Source organism: Hymenobacter jeongseonensis (assembly GCF_015694725.1).
Taxonomy (GTDB): domain Bacteria; phylum Bacteroidota; class Bacteroidia; order Cytophagales; family Hymenobacteraceae; genus Hymenobacter; species Hymenobacter jeongseonensis.
Window position 1 is genome coordinate 132,761 of record NZ_JADQDQ010000005.1, and the last position, 22,053, is coordinate 154,813.

General features: G+C 54.8%; 18 protein-coding genes. All 18 read right to left on the minus strand.

From position 1 onward, the window contains the following. Positions 1-14: 14 nt before the first annotated feature. Positions 15-3,905, minus strand: a complete 3,891-nt coding sequence (locus I2I05_RS12355; protein ID WP_317192350.1) for a sensor histidine kinase — start codon at positions 3,903-3,905, stop codon at positions 15-17. A gap of 247 nt (positions 3,906-4,152) precedes the next feature. After that, on the minus strand, positions 4,153-4,452 hold the full coding sequence (locus tag I2I05_RS12360) for a DUF983 domain-containing protein (RefSeq protein WP_230688306.1): 300 nt from the start codon (positions 4,450-4,452) through the stop codon (positions 4,153-4,155). Between the two features lie 92 nt (positions 4,453-4,544). Next, positions 4,545-4,799, minus strand: coding sequence for a hypothetical protein (locus I2I05_RS12365; protein ID WP_196282568.1), 255 nt, complete (start codon positions 4,797-4,799; stop codon positions 4,545-4,547). Between the two features lie 66 nt (positions 4,800-4,865). Further along, positions 4,866-5,435: a DUF420 domain-containing protein gene (locus I2I05_RS12370; protein ID WP_196282569.1), complete on the minus strand. Its 570-nt coding sequence runs from the start codon at positions 5,433-5,435 to the stop codon at positions 4,866-4,868. After that, positions 5,419-6,093, minus strand: coding sequence for an SCO family protein (locus I2I05_RS12375; protein ID WP_196282570.1), 675 nt, complete (start codon positions 6,091-6,093; stop codon positions 5,419-5,421). Before I2I05_RS12375 ends, I2I05_RS12370 begins: the two co-directional genes overlap by 17 nt. A 3-nt stretch (positions 6,094-6,096) precedes the next feature. Continuing rightward, entirely contained in the window at positions 6,097-6,438 is a 342-nt protein-coding gene (locus tag I2I05_RS12380) for a cytochrome C oxidase subunit IV family protein (RefSeq protein ID WP_196282571.1), read from the minus strand. Positions 6,439-6,568: 130 nt separating this feature from the next. Next, complete coding sequence (locus tag I2I05_RS12385; protein ID WP_196282572.1) at positions 6,569-7,342, minus strand: cytochrome c oxidase subunit 3; 774 nt, start codon at positions 7,340-7,342, stop codon at positions 6,569-6,571. Positions 7,343-7,363: 21 nt separating this feature from the next. After that, a complete protein-coding gene (locus I2I05_RS12390) occupies positions 7,364-7,951 on the minus strand; it encodes a cytochrome c oxidase subunit 3 (RefSeq protein WP_196282573.1) in 588 nt (195 codons plus the stop codon). A 93-nt stretch (positions 7,952-8,044) separates the two neighbouring features. Next, positions 8,045-8,896, minus strand: a complete 852-nt coding sequence (cyoE, locus tag I2I05_RS12395; RefSeq protein ID WP_196282574.1) for a heme o synthase — start codon at positions 8,894-8,896, stop codon at positions 8,045-8,047. Positions 8,897-8,962: 66 nt separating this feature from the next. Next, on the minus strand, positions 8,963-10,231 hold the full coding sequence (locus I2I05_RS12400) for a COX15/CtaA family protein (RefSeq protein ID WP_230688307.1): 1,269 nt from the start codon (positions 10,229-10,231) through the stop codon (positions 8,963-8,965). 1 nt (position 10,232) lies between these two features. Further along, the gene (locus I2I05_RS12405; RefSeq protein WP_196282575.1) at positions 10,233-12,110 is read right to left on the minus strand and encodes a cytochrome c oxidase subunit I; all 1,878 of its coding nucleotides are present in this window, start codon (positions 12,108-12,110) and stop codon (positions 10,233-10,235) included. A gap of 31 nt (positions 12,111-12,141) precedes the next feature. Then, a complete protein-coding gene (locus tag I2I05_RS12410) occupies positions 12,142-13,215 on the minus strand; it encodes a cytochrome c oxidase subunit II (RefSeq protein WP_196282576.1) in 1,074 nt (357 codons plus the stop codon). Between the two features lie 84 nt (positions 13,216-13,299). Further along, positions 13,300-14,634, minus strand: coding sequence for a quinol:cytochrome C oxidoreductase (locus I2I05_RS12415; RefSeq protein ID WP_230688308.1), 1,335 nt, complete (start codon positions 14,632-14,634; stop codon positions 13,300-13,302). Between the two features lie 2 nt (positions 14,635-14,636). Next, complete coding sequence (locus I2I05_RS12420) at positions 14,637-15,401, minus strand: c-type cytochrome (RefSeq protein WP_196282577.1); 765 nt, start codon at positions 15,399-15,401, stop codon at positions 14,637-14,639. Next, entirely contained in the window at positions 15,401-15,928 is a 528-nt protein-coding gene (locus tag I2I05_RS12425) for a DUF3341 domain-containing protein (RefSeq protein WP_196282578.1), read from the minus strand. The genes I2I05_RS12420 and I2I05_RS12425 overlap by 1 nt, the downstream gene beginning before the upstream one ends. Beyond that, positions 15,921-17,381: an NrfD/PsrC family molybdoenzyme membrane anchor subunit gene (gene nrfD, locus I2I05_RS12430; protein ID WP_230688309.1), complete on the minus strand. Its 1,461-nt coding sequence runs from the start codon at positions 17,379-17,381 to the stop codon at positions 15,921-15,923. The genes I2I05_RS12425 and nrfD overlap by 8 nt, the downstream gene beginning before the upstream one ends. Before the next feature lie 21 nt (positions 17,382-17,402). Beyond that, positions 17,403-20,444, minus strand: coding sequence for a TAT-variant-translocated molybdopterin oxidoreductase (locus I2I05_RS12435; protein WP_196282579.1), 3,042 nt, complete (start codon positions 20,442-20,444; stop codon positions 17,403-17,405). A gap of 96 nt (positions 20,445-20,540) precedes the next feature. Further along, positions 20,541-21,905 (minus strand): cytochrome c3 family protein, encoded by a 1,365-nt coding sequence (locus I2I05_RS12440; RefSeq protein ID WP_196282580.1) that lies wholly within the window; start codon positions 21,903-21,905, stop codon positions 20,541-20,543. Positions 21,906-22,053: the final 148 nt, after the last annotated feature.

The following is a 22,053-nucleotide window of genomic DNA, read 5'->3' on the forward strand; positions in this document are numbered from 1 at the left end:
TTTTCTTAACTGAACTACCCGGCCAGCGGCAACTCGATAAAGAAATGGGTCCCCACTCCCACTTTCGTTTCAAACCAAACCTGCCCGCCGGCGCTCTCGATGCCACGCTTTGCCACCGCCAAGCCGATGCCCGACCCCGTTTCCTTGGTGGTGAAATTCGGCACGAACACTTTGTCGCGCACGTCGTCCGGAATGCCTGCCCCGTTGTCGCTAATAGTGACCCGAACGCGCCCCGAATTCACGGATTCAAGTGATACATCAATGTGCGGCTCACGACCTTCCGGCACGGCCTGGCGGGCATTTATTAGCAGGTTGTTGAAGGTGCGCACCAGCAAGTTTTCATCGGCAAACACCAGATAGCGGCCGGTCTCGGCATCGGGCGGCAGGTGTAACTCCAGGGCGCCATCGTCGGCATCGGGCTGGTGCAGGGCCGTGCACCGGCGCAAAATGCTGGCCACATCGAGCCGCTCGGGGCGCATGGCCGGCAGGTTGGTGAAGTTGCTGAAGGAAGTGGCAATGTCACTCAGCACGTCAATTTGGGTTATCAGCGTCTGGGAAATCCGACCGATAAGCTCATCGGCGTTGGCGCGACGCTCAGTGATGGCTTTTTGCAGGAATTGCAGGCTCAGCTTCATCGGCGTGAGCGGGTTTTTGATTTCGTGGGCCACTTGGCGGGCCATTTCGCGCCAAGCGGCTTCTTTTTCCTGGGCCGCCAGTTCGCGCTTGCTGGCTTCTAGCTTGGTGAGCATGGTGTTGTACTCGCGCACCAGCAGGCCGATTTCGTCGTCGGAGCTGCGATAGTCCAGCAATTCGTTTTCGCCGGTGAGCGTGGTTTTGGTGAGCTTTTCGGTGATGAGCTTAAGCGGAGCGGTCAGTTGCCGCGCCGCCACAAACGCCAGCCCCAGAAACAGCAAAAACATCAGGGTAAAAATATTGAGAATGGTTGTAAACAGCTCCGTCAGTTTGGTATTCAGCTCTTTCTCCGAGTCAAAAAACGGTATTCCCACGTAGCCTAAAATGGGGCCAGTGGGCAGGGCCGTGTCGTCGGCTGAATCCTCGTCGAAGCTGTTGGCCAAGGGTGCCGGGGATGCAGCCGTACGTCGGCGCCCGGCGTCCTTGGCTTTTCGGGGGCCGTTATCGCCAAGGGCATGGCCGCCCAAATCCTCCATCACTACTTCCCCTGCCCCGGCCCGCACCGGCAGGTACAGGGCATTAAACGACAGCGAACCGGCCCGCTCCGTGAGCAAGGCCCGCTGGCGGTTCTGCTCGCGGAGTTCCACCACGGCCTGCGGGTTCAGCAAAGGCCCCAGCAGGCCTGCCTCAAAAATCAAAGGCTGGCTGCTGGCCAATAATTCGCCGTGCACGTCGTAGAGGTTGAGGTCCGTTTCGGTGAGGCCGGCCACGTTTTTGGCCAGTGCCGCCAGCGTAGGCCGGGCAGAACTATCCGAAAGCAAGTGGCGCTGCCGGCGCAGGCTCTCCAGCGCCAACTGGCCGCGGCGCTCGTAAGTGCGGGAAAGGTCGCGCTGGTACGACGCAATAAGCTGGCTGGCCGTGGCTACGCTCACCACCACCAGCGGCACCACAATGCCCACGTTCAGCAGCAATTGAATGCGGGTACTAAAATTGAGCCGCAGCCGGGCAACGGGCCGGCCACGGAGCAGCAGCAGCAACCCAATCACGAGCAACCAGAAAAAGGAGGACAGCAGAAATTGGAACGAGAAATTCGCCAGCCAATCCCCTGGAGAGTACGTGGCCGTTGTCACCACTACGGTCCTAGCCGAAGACCCGCGCACGGCGTAGTGGTGGTAGCCAGCGCGGCTCACCCCGCCCTCAAACAGCCGTTTATCAGCCAGCAAATTGGCCGGCAGGCGGTTGGCATAGTCAAAATCGCCTTCGCTGTATACCAGCCGGTCCTGCGTGTAGCCCGCATAACTAAGCTCGGTGGCCAGCCCGGGCTGGAAGAACTTTTGGTCGACCAGCAATTCTGGCAATACGCTGTAAGTCGTGAGTTTTTTTAGCGTCAATTCCACGCGCACCGCCCCCAGCGGCAAGCCAAACCCACTAACCCGCGTGCCGGGCACCGTGATTTGGGCCACGTAGCGTCGCGAGCTAAAGGGGTTGACCGAATGCAGCAGGTACACGCCGCGCTGGTCGGTGGGACTGGCAATGCGCTCGAGTTCGGCCCGCGCTTCTACCAAGCTGGGCGTGCCCGGCGGGGCGTCCAAAGGGTCGCCGGCCTCGTCATAGAGGGTGATGCTGCTTTCGTATTTGTCGAAATAGTCGCCTAGATATTGCCGGGCAATGCGCTGCCGCACGGCCTCCGGCTGCCCAAAAGCCGCTGACAAGGAACGCCGCACAAAAGGGTCGCGGGCAATTTCGCGCATCCGTTCGCCCAGCTCAAATTCTCCGTAGAAATCATTGTCAATCAGTAAATTACCAGCTATTCGCTGCTTATCAACCAGTAATTGCTTCTCAAACCGCTCGTACAAAGCCAGTGCGCCCGTAGCCGATGCCAAGGCCAGCAGCAGCACAATCAACACCGAAGCCTGGTAGCTGCCCGCGATGGGCGTGGCGCGCAAGTTTACGGCTCGCACCATGGACGCGAACAACAGCAACACGCCCGCCAGCAACACCCACGCCTGCCCCCAAGCCAGCCCCACGCCCAGCACGGGTAGCGCCACCAACGCTGGCCCCCACAGCAACACGCGCCGCGGCACTTGCCGCAGCAGCGCGCCTGCCAGTTGGGTTAGGCCGAAGAACCCAACCAGCCAGGCCGCCGTGTGGAGCAAAACGGCCAAGGCCAGCAGCAGCCAATTGCCCGTTATCTGCAGGTTTCGGGTAACGTCGAGGCTCAGTTGCGAACTCCCAAACGCGGTGATGTAGTAGTAAAAAAGAAGACCCAACCACGCACAAAACGCGAACCCGAGCCCTGCCAGAGCCAGTGCCAACCCACCCGACGTTCTGGGCACCCGCACCCGCTCCAGCACGCGTAGAGTCCGCCAAAGCGCCAGTGCCCCAGCGGCAACCAGCAACGCCAGCAGCGCATTCAGCAGCAAGTCGCCCAACGACGGGGCCCACCACGAAGCCGCGTACACCCGCGGGTCAAACAGCTGAAGTTCAATGAAAGAATACGGGAGCCCCAGGTACAGCAAAGCGGCCCGCAACAGGACCAGTGGCACCACCAAAGCCGCAATGGCTGCCTCGGCACGGCCTTTTCTCCACCAGCGCCTGGCCAGCAGGAGCCACCCCGCTGCAAACATGACGCTGCCCAAGGACAGCAATACCAACGGCAGGTATTGGCCCGTCAGTAAGTTGGGCTGTAGCCTTTTAATAGAAAACAAGTAGCGGCCATTTTCCGAATCTATGCGCGCGAGGTCAGTCAACGTACTGTCGACGACCACCTGCAGCTGCATTCCCCGGAAAAGTGCCTGCTCCCCTCCTTCCAGCAGGTAGCGGTTGTTGATGCCGTAATGCCGCTCCAGGGGCAGATAGGTGATTATTTGAAATCTCCCCGCTGGACGTTGCAACAGCAGGAAAGCCCCCACGTCGTTTTCCACTACCCGTTGCCCATCCAAATTGGCGACAGCAACTTCGGGCCGTAGCGTGGCGTCGGACCAATAGCGCAATTCTCCATCTTCCAGCACACAGGTTGGGTAGGTGGTTTGGTCCAGCAGTTTTTTGAAGCTGTATGGACCTTGCGCCAGTTGCACGGCCACGGAATCAGCTTCGCGGCGGGCAGCGGTTTCGGCATCGTGCACCAGCTGCTGCAAGCGTTTCACATCCGTGCGTTGCACCACACCCGGCTCTTGCGCATACCGGCTGGCCAGGTACCCTCCCAAAAAACACAATCCCGCCACCAACAGCAACAGCCAAGGCAAGCGACGCCACGCGGGAAGTTGAACCACAGTTATGCTTGGTTTTTTAGGGAAATGCCGAAAATATAGCCGCATTGGCCCAGTCTTCAGCCAATGGATGCATTAGTACCCGTGTAGGCAGCAAAGTAAAAGCCTAAACCCCCGCGATTCACTTCCCCAGTCCATAATCAGCGGGGAAGTACACGAGCGGCTGGTCGGAAAGGGCTTCCCGCAAAATCCAGGCCTAACAAAAATGCCGCCCAATGGCGGCATTCATTCCTCGTTACCAACGGTATTTCTAAACTGTTTTTGCGTACCGAGAATCGAAATTGGTGCCGCCAAAAGCGTACAGCATCACTGCTCGGGCATACCGGAACAGAAGCGGGGTGAAGCCTAGTACGGCCAATGCTACTACCAACACATACACCCACACATCGGGGTCATTGCCAAGAAAATACACCAACACGCCCACAATGGCCACGATGAGCGTGGAAAACCCGTAGCTGATGTACATCGCTCCCCAGTAGAAACCCACTTCCGGCTCGAAAGCCTGCGCGCACACCGGACACGCCGCGGGCATCTCATCAAATTTGCGCAAGTCCAGCGCCGAGTAAGAAAATAAGTTGCCTTGGCGGCACCGAGGACACCGCAACGCCAACAATGCCGTCAGCGACGAGGGCGAGCCGGACACTATTTCTTGGCCGCCTTCGGGTGCGTGCGACGATACCAGAAATAGCCAACCGCTCCCATCAAAATGTAGGGCACGGTCATCATGTACACGATGCCCTTGTTGAGACCCGCCACATCGTAATCGTCGCGTTCCTGCCGCGCCGACTCCACCTGCGTTTTACACATGACGCACTGCGCGCTGGCAGCCAGGGGAGCCAAGTTCAGCAACACACCCAGCAGCAGGGCAAAAGCAGAAGCAAAAAGGGTCTTTTTCATGGGATTAGAACACGAGGATTGCCGCAAAGTTTTCCGCAGTTAAGCGGCTATTGAAGCCAATTGCAGTTAGGAATAGTAAGGCGAAATCAACAGATATACGATAACACCAGTCACGGATACGTACAGCCAAATTGGAAACGTCCACCGCGCAATGGCTTTATGCTTGGTGTATTGGCCCGTCAAAGCAAAATATAAGGTAAAGAGAACCAGGCCCACCGTCACCACAGCTAGCGCAATGTGCGTGAGAAGCAGAAAGAAATAAGCGTAGCGAATGGCTCCCTCGCCGCCGAATTTTACACTCTCAGCCTGCGAATGGTAGGCTACGTAGGACAACAGGAAGAGCCCGCCCAGCGCAAAGGCTGTTCCCATCATGGCGCGGTGGCGCAGCACCTGCTTTTGGCGAATGAAGTAGTAACCGGCCACCAAGCAAACGGCGGTCAGCGAGTTCAACACCGCATTCACAGCCGGAAGAAACGATACGTCAACGCCGGGAATGCGGAATAACTGGGGGAAAGAAAACAGCACCGCCACCAGCAGAGGTACCACGACTCCCAGCGTACCCAGAATGATTTTATAGCGGGTATAGTCGCCCGGCGCCATCACGGGCGGGTGCAATTTTTCAGTGGGGGTGTTCATAGTCGTAAAGCTGCACGGTCACTTCCGTGAGTAATCGGTCGATTTCACGACCGTCGGTTCCGTTGTAAATACCTCGAACCCGGCGTTGATTGTCGACCAATAACAGCCGGCCGGCGGGGATGTTGGCTGTATAAACCGCACCGGGCAACCGCTTGGGGTCTGCGGTAAGGCGAAATTCGTCCAGCGTAAGGCGCTTGAGCGTATCCCGCGGCCCAGTAAGAAAAAACCATTTGCCAGCAATGGTCCCGTACTGTTCGGCCAAGCGGGTGAGCGACGCTACTTGCATCGAGTCGCCATTTAGAACAAATGTGACCAGACGCACACGGGGCTCGCGGCGAAACTTCTCTTGCACACGAAGTAGCTGGCGGGCTACTTGGGTGCTTGCGGCATCGTTGCCATAAAACTGCGCGATGTACAGTCCTTTCCCGAGTTCCTGGCTGCTTACCGCCCGCCCGGTAGAGGCAGGCAACTGGAAAGGGGCAATCTGGTGGAAAACAGTATCGCGCCGCCACTCCCTGCCAACTTGCATGGAATCCACGCGGTCGGGCAGGTAAGTGGGCAGCGCGTAACGGTTGGTGCCGAAGCTAAACAGGAACAGAAAGGCCAGGACCGGCACCAATAGCAGCAACCCCAACAACAAGGTTTGGCGGGGTCGCATCCGCTATTTGAACATGTTTTGCAGTACTTCGCCGACGTAGGAGCCTTCGGTAACCAATGCCACCAGCAACCACACCAGTAGTGCCATGGGCACCAGAATGGTCCAAATAAGGCCTTTGGTTTCGTGCTTCAAGTGCATGAACTCGGCCACGATGAAGAAGGCCTTCATGATGGTGAGCACAATAAAGATGCTGTTCCGGAAGGTGCTTGGTTCCATCAAAAACACAAACACAAATTCTACCGCCGTAATACCGACCAGAATGAAGAAGGTCTTCCAAATCCAAGCGGTATTTGGTTTGGCAATTTCCCCTTGCGGGAGCGTTTCATCAGTTGCGTGAGCAGCCATAATCGTATGTTGGTTATCTTAATGTCGCTAGTAGAGAAAGGTCCTTGGACCTGAGTAGCCAGCGCCAGCAGAAATTAATGAATGGACGAAGCAGAACCGTATTAAGCACCCCGCTTCTTGGCAAAGAAAATTATACGAGGTAGAAGAAAGTGAAGACGAACACCCACACCAAGTCTACAAAGTGCCAGTAGAGGCCAATTTTCTCAATCATTTCGTAGTGCCCGCGCTTGTGGAAGGTGCCGTTGGTGGTGGCAATGAAGCACCAAACCAGCAAACAAACCCCCGATAGAACGTGCGTACCGTGGAAACCGGTGATGAAGAAAAACAGGTCAGCGAAAAGCACCGGACCGTATTCGTTCATCTGCAAATTGGCCCCGTGGAATACGCTGCCATCGGCCATCACCATGCCGTTGTCACTGCCGTGGATAAAGTGGCTCCACTCCCATGCTTGGCTGAGCAAGAAGGTGCTACCAAACAGGATGGTCCACAACAGCCACTTTTGCACATCGTTTTTATCCATGCGGTGGCCCGCTTCTACGGCCAGTACCATCGTCACAGAGCTCAGAATCAGAATCATGGTCATCAAGGCCACGAAGCCCAGCGGCACGTCGACACCGTGCAAGCCTGGGAAGGCATTAAACACCCTATCCGGAACGGGCCACCAACGCGTGTTGAAGACGAACTTCTCAGCAGCCCCCGTAAACACCTCGTGCTTGTGACGGATAAGGCCGTAAGTGGTTAGAAATGCGGCAAAGGTGAAAGCGTCAGAAAGCAGGAAGAACCACATCATTAGCTTGCCGTAGCTCGCCTTGAAAGGTTCATTGCCGCCGTCCCAGTTGCCAGTGCGTGGAGCGTCTTGGGTAGCGGATGCAGCGGGTGGCTGCAAAGTGGTGGGTTGGGCCATAGCGGACAGCGTAACGTCGTTTTAGTGGTTCAAAAGTAAGAACAAATACAGGTACAGCCAAAGCCCGCCCAAGAAGTGCCAGTATAAGGTGGCATTCCCAATGGAGAGCAGAGCACGCGAATGCACCTGATAATTAAGGACCCGCTTCAGAACGACGGCCAAAAAAACAAGGCCGGTAACCAGGTGAAAAGCGTGAACACCCATCAGTACGTATACGAACGAACCGGAGGGATTGGCGTCGGCGCCGCCGAAGTAGGTATTGCCCGCGACCAAATCGCCAAAGCTGTAGTACTGGCCCACTAAGAATGCCAAGCCCAGCACCAACGTGATGGCCATTCCGGTTTTAACTCGTCCAATTTCGTCCTTACGAGCTGAGGCATAAGCCCATTGCATGCTGGCGCTGCTCAGGGCAATCAGGATGGAGTTGATAAGCAAGGAAGCCGGCAGGTCAAACTCGCGCCAGTTGCCTTCGTCGCGCCGCACAATGTAGCCGCTGGTAAACGCGGCAAACATCATGACAATGCTAAAAATTAGCAGGATAAGCAGCACGCGTTTAGGGTGCCAGCCGAGGCCTATTTCCTTATCGGATAATGTTTCAGAAGGATTCATAAGCAGTAAAACGCCTGCCTTCGCCGACGTTGATTATTGATAAAAATGAGAGAGCACACTGCATTCAGTGGACTCATTCATAACAACAAAGGGCTACATTTTGTCCAGCACCAACGCAATTTGAACGATGGGCAAATAGAGAAATGAGGCAAACATGATGCGAAGGGCAGCCTTACGGGACTGGGTGCGCATCAGCTGCACGGTGAGCAATAGAAACATGACTCCGCACACCACGGCTACAAGAGCCGAAACCCGCCCCGAAATATTAAAAACCATCGGCAGCAAGCTCAGCGGAATAAGGAGCAGCGTGTAGGTCATTATTTGAAAAGCCGTCCGCATATCGCGGTTGCCAGGAGAAGGCAACATCTTAAATCCTGCCCGCTTATAATCGTCATCGGCCACCCAGGCAATGGCCCAAAAGTGCGGAAACTGCCACATGAACTGAATGCCGAAGAGAACCCACGCTTCCACACCCATGTGTCCGGTTGCCGCAACCCACCCAATAAGTGGAGGCAAACCGCCCGGAATGGCACCTACGGCCACACAAACGGGTGAGATGGTCTTGAGCGGGGTATAAATGAATCCGTACAGAATCAGGGACAGCAAGGAGAGGGCCGCCGTGAGGGGATTGAAGCAATATGCCAGCAAAGCCAAGCCGCTTGTCCCCAGAAGCACGCAAAACACCCAGCCTTCGGCCGGCGAAATAATACCGAGCGGCAAGGGCCGCTGGGCAGTGCGTGTCATCAGCTTGTCGAGTTCCCGCTCGTGAATCTGGTTGATGATGTTTGCAGAGCCCGTTACGAGTAGGCCGCCCAACATGACCAGCAAGGTTTGGCCCCAGCTAAAGTCACGCGCCCCCAGCATGTACCCGATGGCGCTCGAAAACGCCACCGTGAGCGAAAGCCGGAATTTGAGCAGCTGAAAATAGGCGCGGGCCTTAACCATTAATACGTCTAAAAGTGTCGTCTTAGAACTCAAGTTTTTGAGCCTTGCCCAAACGGGGCCGCAAAGTTACGCAACAACCCGGCCGGGGGCATTTGTGGACGCAATTGTTTCCGGGGTTTTTCGAGCGCGTGCTACGGCCAGCAACGCAATAAACTGCACCCCGAATAGAACAGTAGCCAGCGTGAGGTGAACGGGCTGCACCGCGGCAGGCAGCGCAAAATAGGCCAGGATGATACCAGCCAAGATTTCCAATCCGACAATACTCAACGTCAGGGTAGCCAACCGGCTCAGGCGTGGCCGAGCAAGCTGCCGCAATTCATAGCAAACGTATACATTTAAAAGGAGCACCACAGCTGAAACCGTGCGGTGCACGCTGAAAGCAGTTCCCAATTTGGCTACCCAGGTTTCTCGGCCAAGGCCCGCTGCCGCGTTTGAGACTATATCAACCTGCTCCCTTACCTGGGTGCCGAGTATGATTTGCAAAAAGGTGAGCAAAAGTGCGCCCCAAAGGCTCCATTGTAAGCCAGCGCTGGGGTTCTTCCCATTCGCCAGTCGGCTTGTAGCAGGCGAGCCTTGCGTCGCAGCAAGATTCAGCTGCTCAACCCGCCACTGCGCCCTGTCAACCGCGTAGAGCAGCATAGCCACAATAACCAAGGCCAGAGCCATGTGTATGGTCACCATCACGGGCAACAGATTGGTTGAAACGACCAAAGAGCCCAGGTAGCCTTGCACCCCAGTCAGCAGAAAAGAACCAAATGCTAACCAAAAGATGCTGCGGTCACGGTGCCAGTAGGGCAAGGCAAAAACGACCGTCAAAAATACCAGTACTCCTATTAGTGCCCCCAACAAGCGGTTCAGGTATTCAATCCACGTTTTAACAGGATTGAAATCCGTTTCGATGTATTGGGTTGGGTGCGCAAAAATACTTCCTGCTACCTGAGCAAATCCGAGCTTCTCGAGCGTCCGGGCAAGCTTCTGATTCTTGGCCACTCGTTGCGCCGTGTACACTTCCTTGTAGTCAGCTGGCAGTTGGCTGGCTTCGGTTGGAGGAATCCATTGACCAAAGCATTTCGGCCAGTCCGGACAGCCCATTCCGCTCCCGGTGCTCCGCACAATGCCCCCAACGAGAATAAGCAGGTATACTGCCACCACGGTTAAAATCCCTACGAATCGAAACCGTTTAACGGCAGGGCTAATCTGTAAACTATTCATCCTTTTTAACAACAACCTTCCCTGGCTAATGGTCTTTCGTTGCAGCAGAAATCCCCCGAGAAACTCAAAATAAAACGGGCCGCCGGTCAGGCGGCCCGTTTTGGGACTTTTCCAAATCAACAACCTATTCGGCTAGTTCCTGCTCATAAGGCAAGTTCGAAGACTGGGTTTTTGAATAAGGCACATCCTGGGGGATGAAATCCACATCGGAACCGGGCTTGCTGTAGTCGTAAGGCCAGCGGTAAACGGCTGGAATCTCGCCGGGCCAGTTGCCGTGCCCAGGGTTGATGGGCGTCGTCCACTCCAGCGTGGTCGAATTCCACGGATTCTGGGTGGCGCGACGGCCGCGATAGATGCTGTAGAAGAAGTTGAAGATGAAGATGAACTGGCCCAGGAAGGCAATGATAGCCGCAATTGAGATGAACTTGTTCATGTCAGCAAACTGCGAGAACGCATCAAAACCAGTCCAAGCATAATAGCGACGGGGGAAACCGGCGATGCCTACATAGTGCATTGGCATAAATACCAAGTAGACCCCAGCGAAAGTCAACCAGAAGTGGATGTAGCCCAACTTCTCGTCCATCATGCGACCGAACATTTTCGGGAACCAGTGATAAACGCCGGCAAACAAACCGAAGAAAGCCGAGCTACCCATTACCAGGTGGAAGTGAGCTACCACGAAATAGGTATTGTGCATCTGAATATCGAGCGTGGCGTTGCCAAGGATGATACCCGTCAGGCCACCCGAGATGAACAACGATACGAAGCCGATGGAGAACAACATTGCGGCCGTGAAGCGGATATTACCCCGCCACAAAGTGGCCAACCAGTTGAACACTTTCACACCCGAAGGAACAGCAATAATCAGCGTCAGGAACATGAAAACCGAACCCAGGAATGGGTTCATGCCAGTCACGAACATGTGGTGAGCCCACACCACGAACGACAGCAACGAGATACCAATCAGCGAGCCAATCATGGCACGGTAGCCAAAGATGGGCTTACGGGCATTGGTCGACAGAATTTCTGATACCATGCCCATGGCAGGCATAATTACAATGTACACTTCGGGGTGACCCAAGAACCAAAACAAATGCTGGAACAGAACCGGCGAACCGCCTTGGTTGCTAAGCGCCTGGCCAGCAATGTAAATATCCGACAGGAAGAACGACGTGCCGAAGGATCGGTCAAAAATGAGGAGCAACGCCGCCGAAAACAGAACCGGGAACGAAAGAATACCCAGAATGGCAGTGAGGAAGAACGCCCATATGGTAAGCGGCAACTTGCTCATGCTCATACCGCGGGTACGCATGTTGATTACCGTCGTCACGTAGTTCACGCCACCCAAAAGCTGGGACACAATAAACAGGGCCATGCTCACCAACCAAAGCGTCATGCCCGAACCGGAACCAGGAATTGCCTGAGGCAAAGCACTGAGCGGCGGGTAAATTGTCCAACCAGCCGAAGCAGGACCCGTTTCGATAAACAGGGAGGAGAACATTACAACGCTCGACAGGAAGAAGAACCAGTACGAGAGCATGTTCATAAAGCCCGAAGCCATGTCACGGGCACCAACTTGCAGCGGAATCAGGAAGTTGGAAAACGTGCCGCTCAAACCGGCGGTCAATACGAAGAACACCATGATGGTGCCGTGCATCGTAACCAGTGCCAAGTAGAATTCCGGGTTAAGCTTACCAGCTTCAATCCACTTGCCCAAGAAAGGCTTGAGCCATTCCATCGACCCCTCAGGCCAGCCCAGCTGCAAGCGGAACAAACTCGACAAAGTGCCCCCCAAAATGGCCCACAGCATACCCGTAATCAGGAATTGCTTCGCAATCTGCTTGTGGTCTTGGCTGAAGACATACTTCCACAGCCAATGCTGGTCGTGGTGTTCGTGGTCGTCGTGATGCAGGTGGTCGCCGTGCTCAGTGGCGGGCACCGGTGCGGAACCAACACCGCCTTGCGTCTGCACACCGGGCGAAAGATTGGGTTTGGCTGCCATGTCTGACATATAGGGATACCGTTAATTGTGATTAGTAGGAAGCGGCCAAGGGAGACGGAGCTGCTTCTGCGGTTTCAGCGGGCTTGGCTGCTTGTGAAACCGTTGCATTGGGCTTCTGTTTGAGAGCAGCCAGCACTTCAGGGTTTTTCTTCGAGAACGACTCCTGAGCAGCATACCAGTTCTGGTAGTCGTCGGGCTCGTCCACGATAACCGTAGCTTTCATGGCGAAGTGGCTGCCTCCGCACACCTGGTTACAAGCCAGCTCGTAGTTAAAATTGGGGTTACCCAATTTGGCGCGCATTTCGTCGGTCGTCATAGTTGGCGTGAACCAAAAACGGGTAGGCATACCCGGTACAGCGTACATCTGCACCCTGAAATGAGGCATATATACCGCGTGCAACACATCGCGCGAACGAATTTTAATCAGAACCGGAACGCCTTTGGGAACGTGTATTTCGTTCGTGGTGAAATCGTCAAGTGCCGATTTGTCGCTCAGGTCAAATCCGAATTCGTTCACCGCGTCAATCATCCGGTAATTCACCACACCCAGCTTCAGATCACGGCCGGGGTAACGCACCAGCCAGTTGAACTGCTTGCCCATTACCTCAACAACTACCGAATCCTTGGGAGCGGGACCAGTAATGCGGGTCCAAGCTTTCCAACCAGCAAAAATCAGGGCGGCCATTACGATAGCCGGAATCACAGTCCAGATTACTTCAATCTTGTTATTGTGCGCGAAAAAGTAAGCACGACGGCCTTCTTTGTACTGGTACTTATAGGAGTAAACAAATAGCAGCGCTTGTGTAATAGCGAACGCAACACCGATTACAGACATAGTAATCCAGAACATCCGCTCCATCTCATGCCCGTGGATAGAAGCAATGGGAGGATTCATTTTGTTGAAGTTTTCAACAAAGGAATAGGCGAACCACGCACCTCCGAACACCAGAAAGACCAACATCAGAATAGCATTCACGCTATTGCTCATGCCAATATCCCGGGTAAATGTGCCCGAAAAAATAGAAGTTAGAATTTGTAAGCGAAACAGCAGGGCGAAAACGACCAGCAGCAACGCCAACACCAGCAAAATAGTAAGAGCCGTCATTGAATTTTTAAGTATTAAGTACTAAGCATTGAGTATTGAGAAAGGGATTTCACGCCCTTTTACTCAATACTTCATACTAAAATCTTAAGTAGTGTGGTGGACACTCTCGTCCAGGAAAGGATGGTGAACTGGAACGAGGGAAGCAGCAGCCAGGCGGCGCGTGAACAGAATCAGGAAAGCACCAAGGAAAATAGCGGCCACACCAATCTCAATTAGGAACCCATTTTCGCCCTTCATAGTGCCCGGCATCAGCATCAAATAAAAGTCGGACCAGTGCCCAATAAGGATGGCAATGCAGACGATTTTCATGATAATCATCTGGCGTTTCGCATCACGGGTCATGAGACCAAGGAAAGGAAACACAAAGTTGATAACCAAGTTGAAGAAGAACATACCAGTGTAACGGCCTTCAAAGCCCCCGAGGCGCTGGTTGAAGTACACTGCTTCTTCGGGCAGGTTGGCGTACCAAATCAGCATGAACTGCGAAAACCACACGTAGGTCCAGAAAATGCTAAACCCGAACATGAGCTTACCCAAGTCATGCATGTGATTTACTGTTAAAGCCTTCAAGTAGCCGGCTTGTTTCAGAAAAATGGCAGTGAGGGCAATAGCAGCGATACCCGATACCCACCAGGAGGCGAATACATACCAGCCAAACATGGTGCTAAACCAGTGAGTATCAACCGACATTACCCAGTCCCAAGCTGACATCGAAGAAGTTACAGCATACAAAACCAGAAACAAGGCCGAGGCATTGATGCTCTTGTGGAACCATACGGTACCGCCCAATTGGTCTTCGGCTAGCGAAAGCTGACGCAGCTTCCAGCTGAAATAAGCCCATATACCGAGATAAACGATGGTACGAATGAGGTAGAAAGGCAGGTTCAAAAAACCGCTTTTGCCAGCGATGATAGCGTCGTAATTCGCGCTACCCTTGTCCATGATACCCTCGTGAGTCCAATGGAAAATATCGTGGCGGCCCAATAGGAAAACCACCAGCATAATCGCTGCTCCTGGAATCACCCAAGCGCTCAGAGCTTCGGCAATTCGTTTAATCAGCACCGACCACCCAGCATAGGCCACATAGTTAATGGCCATGAATACCGTACCGATAGTTGATACGCCCAGGAAAAACACGTTGCTGTGCCACAAGCTGACCAGCAAACGCTTCAACCAAATCGGGCTGCCTTCGTGGTGTGCTGCGGCTCCGGCTTCGTGGCCAGCAGCGGCACTGAGATGACCGGCTGCTTCGCCTGCCGCGGCATGTTCGCCCTCGCCTATGTGGAAGATGGCTGCCAGCAAACCAATAATGAGCACCACCACGCCGGCAACGATGATGGTGATAAAAGTTTTACGGGCGCCATCCGTAACAACGAGCTGTTCAGCCGTGGCGCTTTCTTGATGCGTCAGAGTTGCCATAGTTATTTGTTGCCGGGGAAATAAGTGACGCCGGAACCGTTTGGAGCGATGTCTCCACCCTGGCCGGGAGTTGCAGAAGCTTTACCAGCCTGAGCTTGGCCTACTGGAGCCTGAGTGGCTCGGTCAGTCATTTCCGTTGAATCATTTGCGGTGGAGATTGGACCTTTGGCAATGAGCTTGCTCAAACCATCGGGTCCTTCTCCGCGCTGCAGAACGCGCACATACATGGCGATTTTCCAACGTTCTTCCGGGTTCACGATGGAACCGTGAGGCATCATGCGGTTACGACCCCACTGAATGACATGGTAGATGTGCCCGTCGTTCATGGTTTTGTAAGCACCCGTCGTGTAGTTGGGCACACCTTTGAACTTGGCGCCTACTGGGCCGTCACCGGCGCCAGCTTCACCGTGGCAGTGCGAGCAAATGCGCGTGTAAAGCACCTTGCCTTCCTCCAAATTGGCTTTGGTGTAAGGAAAAGGATTACGCAAAGTGCGTTCTGCAATCCCAACACTGTCTTTGGGAATGTGATTATAGTAGTCCAGTTTACCAACCGGCACGGTAGCAATTGGCGGGGTACGCTCATTGATACCAAAAGCATTGACTTTGTTGAAGTTCGTTTGCTTTAGCGGCTCGTACGGAATGGGGTCGTACATCTCCGGTGCGTACTCAAGGCCCGGGTCATCGGGCCGAGGGGTACAGGAAGAGGCCAGCCCTACGGATAACAGCAGCGCCGAAACGCGCAAGCTCAGGTTCAGCGGATGCTTCATTATTTGGTGGTCATTTCTTTTTGGTTGACTTCCGAAGCGCCGTTGTCGCGCAGCAGCTGGGTCAGCCGAGAAAATTGCGAGCTGGTTTCATCCAGTTCGATGGCCATTACGAATTTGTCGTCAGTTGCACGCACATCCATTACCGGCACTTTAGGACGGGGATAAAGTCCGGTGATGGTAAAGAACGTGAGGGCCATGCCGTGGCAGGTAAAGAATACCGTCAATTCGAAGGCAACCGGGATAAAGGCGGGCAGCGCGATGTGCGGCTTGCCACCGATGTTCATCGGCCAATCGAAACCCAGCATGTAAATCTGCATCCACAGCGCGAAGGCCAAGCCCGTCATACCGAAGAAGAAGGCAGCAATCGGGAGGCGCGAACGTTCGATGCCAAGCGCATCGTCGATTCCGTGAACGGGATAGGGCGAGAACACGTCGTGAATCTTCACACCGGCGGCGCGAACATTTTCTACGGCGTGCAGCAGCACGTCTTCGTCTTCGAAGATGCCGAGGGCATAGCGCTTAGTCATGCTTGTTGTAGTTTACGGGTGCTGAAGCAGGGGCCCCGTGAATGGCAGGTTGAGGAGCAGGGGCTGCGTGCGCAGCTTTCTTCGGGTTGTACGTTGGACCATTATCCACCGTGTACTTCAGGATGGTCTTCACTTCGGCCATGTTAATCACGGGGAAGAACTTGGCGAAGAGGAGGAACAGCGTGAAGAACAAGCCCAGCGTACCCAAATACAGGCCGATGTCGATGATAGAGGGCGAGAACATGGCCCAGCTCGACGGCAGGTAGTCGCGGTGCAGCGAGGTAACAATGATTACGAAACGCTCGAACCACATGCCGATGTTAACAATAATCGAAAGCACGAAGGTGAGCGGAATGCTGTAGCGAACGCGACGAATCCACACCAGCTGCGGCGTAATTACGTTGCAGGTCATCATAGCTGCATATGCCCACCAGTAAGGACCAGTGGCACGGTTGATGAATGCGTATTGCTCAAATTCAACCTGCGAGTACCAGGCAATGAAGAACTCCGTTATGTAAGCCACACCTACAATCGAGCCGGTTACCATCATGATTTTGTTCATGAGGGCGATGTGCTCCAAGGTGATGTAATCTTCGAGGCGGAATACCACACGGGTAATCAACATGAGCGTGAGCACCATGGCGAAGCCGGAGAAGATAGCACCGGCCACGAAGTAGGGAGGGAAAATGGTGGTGTGCCAACCCGGTACAATCGAAGTTGCAAAGTCCATCGATACGATGGTGTGTACCGAGAGAACCAGCGGAGTCGAAACACCGGCCAGAATCAGCGAAACCGTTTCGTAACGCGACCAAGCCTTCGCCGAACCCTTCCAGCCGAAGCTCAGCATGGAATAGCTAAATTTGGCGATAGTACCCTTAGCACGGTCACGGATGGTGGCAAAGTCAGGAATCAAGCCTATGTACCAGAATACCAACGACACCGTGAAATAAGTCGAAATGGCGAATACGTCCCAGAGCAGCGGCGAATTGAAGTTAGCCCACAACGAGCCGTAAGTGTTTTGCAGTGGGAATACCCAGAAAGCCAGCCACGGACGGCCCATGTGCAACACCGGGAACATAGCCGCACAGATTACGGCAAAAATGGTCATGGCCTCTGCTGCCCGGTTAATGGACGACCGCCACTTCTGGCGGAACAGCAGCAGAACGGCCGAAATCAGCGTGCCGGCGTGGCCGATACCTACCCACCACACGAAGTTGGTGATGTCCCAGGCCCAGTTTACGGTTTTGTTGAGGCCCCATTCTCCGATGCCGTACCACACCGTGCGGTATACGGAATAGAAGAATACGCCCAGGAAGAACAGCGCCACACTCAGGGCGGCCATCCAACGAATGTTGGGCTTGGCTTCTACCTGATAGCAGATGTCTTGCGTTACGTCGTGTAGCGTTTTACCCCCAGTTACGAGCGGCTCGCGTACGGCTGATACGTGCTGCATAATCTTATAGATTAGTGATTATTAAGCGTTTTCTTTAGCGAAGAACTCCGATTCTGCGTTCCGAATCTTGGTCAGATACGTTACGTTCGGCTGCACGTTGATAGACTCCAAAGCGTGGAAAGCACGCTCGCCATCCTCGCGGCGCAACAGCTGGCTGATGCGGCTGTTGGGGTCGCGCATATCACCGAAAACGATGGCTTCGGTGGGGCACGACTGAGCGCAGGCCGAAACAATCTCACCGTCCATGGGGCGACGCTTTTGCTTCTTGGCCTCCAGCTTGCCCAGCTGGATGCGCTGCACGCAGAACGAGCACTTTTCCATCACACCACGGGCCCGAACAGTTACGTCGGGGTTCAACACCATACGGCCCAGGTCGGTGAACATGTGGCCGTTTACAGTTTCGAATTTCTCGTTGGAGTAATAAGAGAACCAGTTGAAGCGACGCACTTTGTACGGGCAGTTGTTGGCGCAGTAGCGAGTACCAATGCAACGGTTGTACGTCATCTGGTTCAGGCCTTCCGAGCTATGCGTGGTAGCTAGTACGGGGCACACCGTCTCGCAGGGAGCGTGGTTGCACTGCTGGCACATCATCGGCTGGAAAATCACCTGCGGGTTGTCCGAAGGGTCTTCCATAGCCGCGTAGGTACCCACTTTGCCAACCGTTTCGAACTCATCCTTGTGGTGGTCGGAGCTGTAGTAGCGGTCAATGCGCATCCAGTGCATTTCGCGGCGGTTGATAACCTCCTGCTTACCCACTACGGCCGTGTTGTTCTCGGTCTGGCATCCAATCACGCACGAGCCACAGCCAATGCACGAGTTGAGGTCCACGGCCATGCCCCAGTGGTGGTTGTTATACTGATAGTCCTGCCACAGCGAAACCTTGTTGGGTTTCTCCAAGCCATCGGGCGTGGCCACTTTTTCGTACTCGGTTACCTCTTTCGGGTTTTTGATATACTGAACCAGCGTGTTTTCCTGCACCACCGGCTTGCGGTCCATGATGGTGTGGTGCGTCTGGGTCTGGGCAATGGGCGATGTGGCGTCGGTCTTTTCCAAGGTCACCACATTGCTGAATTGCAAGCCATTGGCCGTGGCCATTGCCAGCGGAGCAGCATTAGCGCCCACCTTGTCGCCCGCTTTACCAGCCAGCGTACGGCCGTAGCCCAGCGCAATGCTGACAGTACCGTTCGTCTGGCCTGGCTGAATCAGCACGGGCAGTTCGATGGTGTAGCCGTTGGCCGTCACCTTGATGACATCACCTTGCTCCCACTTGTTGTCGATGGCCATTTTGCGGGGCACAGCAACATAGTTACCCCAAGTAGCTTTCGAAACCGGGTCGGGCAACTCCTGCAGGAATGGGTTGTTGGATTCGCAACCAGCGGCACCCAAACCTACTTTTTCGTACAGAGCTAGCTCAACTGCGTTTGCAGCGGGCTTGGAGGCACGAGCAATTTGGGCAACTGCTGCCGCGGGGCTCAATGCCGCTGCCGTCATAGCTGGCGCTGCAGCTAAAGCAGTGCCAGTAGCCACGCCGTCGTGCACAACCTTATCCCACGCTGAATCACTTGGAGTAATTGCGCGCCAGCTGGCGCGGAGGTATTTGTAGTAGTTGGTGTTGTTGCCAGCCCAGCGCAGCAAGCTTTCCTGTGCCTGACGGGTGGAGAAAAGCGGCGTGATAACGGGCTGAGCCAAGCTCAGGAAACCGCGCTTGGGCTCGTAGTCATTCCACGATTCCAGCCAGTGGCTATCGGGAGCGGCGTACTGGCAAAGCATGCCGGTTTCATCCAGTCGGTCATTGAGCGAAATAGTCAGGGGCACTTTGGCAATGCCTGACTTCACTTTTTGACCTAATGGGTGGTTATAAACAGGGTTAGCGTTGTAGAAGATGACCGCGCCGACGCTGCCGTTGTTCATGTCATTTACCAGCGCAGCCATCCGCGCATCGTCGCCTTGGCGCACGTTGCTCGGAGCAGTCAGGTCAACCGTCGTACCCAAGTTGCCGAGGGCTTGGTTGATGGCCGCAACGAGTGCTTGCACGGCAGGGTCGTTCGAGCCCGATACCACTAGGCTGGCGCCGCGGTTGGCAGTCAGGTCCTTGGCAGCTTGGGTCAGCTTATCGTTTTTGTAAGCGGAGGCTCCACCAGCGCCGGTAACGGCGTTGTACAGTGCAACAGCTACTGCACCCATTTCTGAAGGCTTAACTGGCACGCGAATGTCCGCGTTCGAGCCAGTGAGCGACATGGCCGTCTCAAACTGGTAATGGCGCGACATGGAGCGCTTGTCGCGGCTAATCTTGCGGGTCATGGCGTACTGGCGGCTGTACTCAACAGGCGAAATCCAAGTACCCAGGAAGTCAGCACCAAGGCTTACAATGATGTTGGCCCGGCTGAAATTGTAGCCGGGCACAATGCCGTTGTTGGCTTGCAGCAAGCCCGTCACCGACTGCGAGTCATACATGACGTGCGTGGTGTTGGGGTAACGCGCCGCAAACTCAGCAATGGCCTTCTTGGTAGTGGGGCTAATGATGGTAGGCGAAACAATGGCAATGCGGCCCGTGGTAGCCGCCAGCTTGGTACGTACTGCTTGGTCGAGCGCAGCTTGTTCTACCTTCTCGTGGCCGTTGCCAGCTTTGATGGCGAAGTTCTGCAAGCGTCCACCATCGTACAGGCTCAGCACTGCAGCCTGGGCTCGGGCCGACAAACCACCATTGGTGATGGGCGACTCCGGGTTGCCTTCCAACTTGATTGGACGGCCTTCGCGGGTCTTCACCAGCACGGCGTTGTAGTCGGCGCCCGTGAAGTAGGTGGAAGCGTAGAAGTTGGAGATGGACGGGTCAATCTCCTCGGGTTTGTTGAGGTATGGAATTGCCTTGCGAACCGGGGTTTCGCAGGAGGCCAACGTGGCCGCAGCCACACCAAAACCCATTAGCTTGAGGAAGTCACGGCGAGGAGCTGAGGTCGCATCTTTGCTCTCGTAGCTCTCCTTGACCGGCATGAATTCAGCAAAAGCCGATTGCATGAACTCCGGGGCGTTTTCTAGTTCCTCAATTCCTTTCCAGTACTTCATTTGGGAGGGTAATCAGTAGTCAGTATTGGGTAGTCAGTCTGCAACAAGTAGTCTACATACTGACTACCCAGTACTGACTACATAAGAATCAAATTATTAGTAGTGGCACTTCGAGCACTCGGTGCCGCCATTCGACGACACGGTGAAGGGAGCACCAGCATTTTTGGTGTTGTGCAACTTCACAAGGTTGTCGTAGTACTTGTTGTCTTTGGCGTTAACCGGCATTTCGCGGTGGCAGTTGATGCACCAGCCCATGGTGAGGGCCGAATACTGATACACAACCTCCATGTTCTGGATGGGACCGTGGCAGGTCTGGCACTGCAGGCCCGCTACTTGCGTGTGCTGCGAGTGGTTGAAGTAGGCCAAATCCGGGAGGTTGTGAATGCGTACCCACTGAATGGGCTGCTTCCGCTCGATGGCACGGTAGATTTTCTTGATTTCGGGCGATTCCGTCTTAATCTGCGAGTGGCAGTTCATACAGATGTTGGCCGAAGGAATGTTAGCCGACTTGCTCTTATACACCGAGGTATGGCAGTAAGCGCAGTTAATCTGGTGCTCACCGGCGTGCAGTTTGTGCGAGAATGCAATGGGCTGGGTGGGCTGGTAGCCCTGGGCCAAGCCTACCGCCATCACGCTTTGCACACCGGCATACAGGAGCACAATGGCGAAAACAGCCCCTACGATGCCGCGCAGTACCGGCGAACGGTACATTTTGCTCCAATCGAAGCGTTGCTCCAGAATTTCAACATCGCGGCCGTCGAGGTCTTTACGACCACGCAGCACGTCCTTCATCAAGTTACCAATAATAACCAGGGTTACCACTAGCACAATCAGCACGACTACGAGGACGATGAGCAGGATGTCAACATACTTACCAGCACCGGCTTCAGCACCGCCAGCAGCCTGACCATCTACCGCCGCCTTATTTGCATCAGTAACGCCACCACCAGTCACCGCAGCGGGAGCACCTTCCTGAGAAGTAACCCAAGCCAGAATCGAATTTACCTCCTGGTCCGACAGAGCGAACGAGGGCATCTGCTGCTTATTATACTTGTTGAATATGGCTACGGCGTATTCATCGCCGCTGGCTACTACTTTGCTCGAGTTCTTAATCCAGGGCAGCAACCACGAAACGGGACGACGCTTGGTGATACCGGCCAGTGCCGGGCCTACCACTTGCTCATTCACCGCGTGGCACTGCGCGCAATTGTTTTTGAATAGCGCATCGCCGGCCGCAATGGCCCCCGCATCGGCACCGCCACCGCCGTTTCCACCGCCGCCAGCCGCTGCTGGGGCAGTCGCAGTAGCAGCCGTAGCGCCATCAGTTGCGCCGGGAACTACTCCCGTTTTTTTCACATCGGCAGCATCTGCTTGTTGAGCGGCAGCCTGTTGGGTGCCGGCAAACGTGAGGAACAGTGCCAGCAACAGTTGAGGTAACGTACGAAGTCGAATGCTATTCATAAGAAAATAGACGGTAAAACGAAACGCTAGGGCATTTCAAGGCCACAAATGTAGGTCAGGAATCGTAGGCGGCAAAGCGTGGAATGCAATTTCTAGGCAGCGCTGCCCGGTCCTCTCAGACCGTTTAAGCCCTCTCCTCCCCTGCTTG